This is a genomic window from Actinoplanes sp. NPDC048967 (genome assembly GCF_040649415.1).
GTDB lineage: Bacteria > Actinomycetota > Actinomycetes > Mycobacteriales > Micromonosporaceae > Actinoplanes.
Genome location: NZ_JBEZFL010000024.1, coordinates 1 through 3666, shown reverse-complemented (window position 1 = coordinate 3666; position 3666 = coordinate 1). Strand labels below are relative to the sequence as shown.

At 72.7% G+C, this 3666-nt stretch carries 2 protein-coding genes; both read right to left on the bottom strand.

All coding sequences use genetic code 11. From position 1 onward, the window contains the following. Positions 1–860, bottom strand: an 860-nt coding sequence (locus AB0C12_RS44055; RefSeq protein ID WP_360557224.1) for a beta-ketoacyl synthase N-terminal-like domain-containing protein, incomplete at its 3' end; no start/stop codon positions are given. Between the two features lie 52 nt (positions 861–912). Continuing rightward, the coding region (locus AB0C12_RS44050) for a type I polyketide synthase (RefSeq protein ID WP_360557222.1) at positions 913–3666 on the bottom strand (2754 nt) is incomplete at its 5' end.

Genomic DNA, 3666 nt, shown 5'->3' with positions numbered 1-3666 from the left:
TGACCCAACCGCCGCGCATCCGACAACCGCTCCACCAACAGAACACCCACACCCTCACCCCACGCCGTCCCATCCGCATCAGACGAAAACGCCTTCACACGACCATCCGGCGCAAGACCCCGCTGCCGCGAAAACTCCACAAACGTGTCCGCCGTCGCCATCACCGTCACCCCACCAGCAACCGCCAACGAACACTCACCCCGCCGCAACGCCTGCACCGCCAGATGCAACGCCACCAACGACGACGAACACGCCGTATCCACCGTCATCGCGGGTCCGGTGAATCCGAGGGAATACGACACGCGTCCGGACAGGACCGCGGCCGAATTGCCCAGGCCCAGAAAGGCCTCGACGCCGGGCGGGACAGAGTGCACGCCCGCGGTGTAGTCGCGGTACATCACGCCGGCGAAAACGCCGACGTCACTGCCCCGCAGGGTGGCCGGGTCCAGACCGGCTCGCTCGACGACCTCCCAGGCGGCCTCGAGGAAGATCCGCTGTTGCGGGTCCATGGCGAGGGCCTCGCGATCGGAGATGCCGAAGAAACCGGCGTCGAACTCCGCCGCGTCCGTCAGGAAGCCCCCCTCCCCCACGTACGACCGGCCCTCGTGTTCACCGGTGCGATCGACGATGTCCGGGTCCCACCCCCGGTCGGTGGGGAACGGAGTGATGCCGTCACCGTTGCGGGCCACCAGGTCCCAGAGGTCCTCAGGTGTGGCCACTCCACCAGGCAGCCGACAGGCCATGGCGACGATGGCGATGGGCTCTGTCGTGACGCCGGCGAGTCGCCGGTTCTCCTCACGCAGCCGCTCGTTGTCCTGCAGCGCGGCGCGCAGCGCCAGTACGACCTTGTCCTCGGCCATGGTGAAAGCTCCTCCGGGGCGGAAGTGTCAGCGGAACTGAACGGACTTCGGGTCAGGCGACGTCGCTGTCGGCGCCCAGGGCCAGCGCCACGAGGTCGTCGACCCCCATGTCGGCGATGGCGGATGCCGGAGCATCGGCCGGTCCGGGATCGACCGGTCCGGACCCGGCCGGAACCGGCCCGGCGAGCCGGAGAAGGGAGTCGAGCAGGCCCGCATCCCGCAGCCGGCTCAGCGGCAGTGTGGCCAGCACCTGGCGCACCTGCTCCTCTTCGGGGTCGGCGGCCGGTCCGGGAGCCAGCTCGCCGAGGATGTGCTCGGCGAGCTCGGCCGGCGTGGGGTGGTCGAAGACCAGGGTGACCGGCAGCCGGACCCCTGTCGTGGCCACAAGTCGGTTGCGCAGCTCGACGGCGGTGAGCGAGTCGAAGCCGACGTCCTTGAATGCCTGGCCGGGCTCGATGGCGCCGGGCCCGCGCAGGCTGAGCACCTCGGCGACGTGGCTCCGGATCACCTCCAGCACGAGGTCCCGGCGGGCATCGCCGGCCAGTACCGCGAGCCTGCCGGCCAGGTCCGGCCACGCATTGCCGCGATCGGGGCGCCGGGCCGGCATCAGGTCCCGCACCAGGGGTACGCCGGCCATCGCCGCCAGGTCGAGGCGAGCCGTGACGAGCACCGCGGCATCCGCGCCCAGGGCGGCGTCGAACAGCGCCGTCCCCTCCTCCGGCGACAGCGCACGCAGTCCGCCACGGGCGAGCCTGGCCCGGTCGGCGGCGGCGAGATCCCCGGTCATGCCGGTGTTCTGCGCCCAGAGTCCCCAGGCCAGGGAGACCGCGGGCAGGCCCTGCGCCCGCCGATGCTCGGCGAGCCCGTCCAGGAAGGCGTTCGCCGCAGCGTAATTGGCCTGTCCCGGGCCGCCGAAGGTCCCGGCCGCCGACGAGTAGAGAACAAAGGCGTCGAGGTCGAGGTCGCGGGTCAGCTCGTGGAGCTGCCAGGCGGCGTCAGCCTTGGCGTGGAGCACGGCGTCGAGCCGTTGCCCGGTCAGGGCCGTCACGACACCGTCGTCGAGGACGCCGGCCGCATGGACGACGGCGGTCAGCGGGGCGTCGGCCGGAATGCGCGCGAGAATCCGGCGCAGGGCAGCCGGATCGGCGGCGTCGCCGGCGACGACATCGGCCTGCACTCCGTGGGTGGCCAGGTCGGACACGAGGGAGGCGGCGCCGGGGGCCGCCGGTCCGCGCCGGCTCAGCAGCACCATCCGGCGGACGCCCTGCGCGGCCAGGTGCCGCGCCAGCACCCCACCCAGTTCGCCGGTGGCGCCGGTGATCAGCACGGTGCCGTCCGGTCGCCAGACCGGCGCGGGTCCGCCGGCGGGCCGTACCCGCTCGAGCCGCGGCAACAGCACGGCGCCGGATCGCAGTGCGGCCTGCGGTTCCTCACTGATGACCACGGCGGTGAGCAGGCCGTCGGGCAGCGATGTCGCGTCGGTGTCGACCAGGACGAACCGACCCGGGTGCTCCACCTGGGCGGAGCGCAGCAGCCCCCACACGGCGGTGGCGGCCGGATCGGGGGCGGGATCGTCCGCGGTCGCCGTCACGGCGAACCGGGTCAGCACCATCAGCGGCCGGTCGTCGGGGTCGGGCGCGGCGAGCCGCTCCTGCACCGCCGTCAGCGCCGCGAGCAGCACTTCGCGGGTGTGTCCGGGCCCGCTCGCGGTGCCGGGCGTGCGGAGATCGAGCACCGCCGGCTCCGGGGCGCCGGCGACCGGGACCGTGGCCGAGGGCTTCCAGGCGGTCCGGAACAAGGCGTCGCCCGCGGTGACCGCGGCGCCGAGGGGGCGCACGGCGATCGCCGCGATCGCGGCGATCGGCGTGCCGGTGCCGTCGGCCAGGGACACCGAGACGGTGTCCGGTCCGGCCGGTCGCAGATGGACCCGGGCCGAGGTGGTCGTGCTGGGGTTCAGCCGTACGCCGGTGAAGCTGAACGGCAACCGCACACCGTCACTCCGGCCGGGTCGCAGCATTCCGGTCTGCAGGGCGGCGTCGAGCAGGGCCGGGTGCAGGACATAACCGTCGGTGTCGGTGTCCTCCGGCAACGCCACCTCGGCGAAGACCTCACCGTCACGCGTCCACGCCCGCCGCAGACCCTGGAACACCGGCCCGTAACCGATACCGTCGCGGGCCCGCTCCGCATAGAAGCCGTCAACCTCGACCATCACGGCACCCGCCGGCGGCCACTCCACCAAGGACTCGACGTCCACCTCGGCATCACCGACAAACCCCGAAGCGTGCCGGGTCCAACTCAGCCCCTCATCACCGGACGCATACACCGCAGCCGACCGGCGCCCGTCGGCATCCACCGCACCGATGACCACCTGAACCCGTACCCCACCGGCCGGCAACACCACCGGCGCCTCGATCACCAACTCCTCGACCACACCCGCACCGACCTCCGCACCGGTCCAGGCAACGGCCTCGACCAGGGCGGCCCCGGGCACCACCACGGTCCCGGCGACAATGTGCTCGTCGAGTGGGCCGAGCGGCCAGCGCGCGGTCGCCACCACACCGCCCTCGTCGGGAGACACCACGACGGCGCCGATCAGCGGGTGCCCGGGTGCGGTCAGCCCGGCACTGCTGACGTTGCTGCCGGCTTCCGCGGCGAGCCAGTAGTCGTCATGGGCGAACGGCGAAGTCGGCAGCTCCACGATCTTCCCGCCACCGATGGCCGCGGGCAGATCCACCGCGACCCCCACACTGTGCAAACGAGCCAGAGCCGCCACCACCGACTCCACCTCACCCACACCCGCACGCAC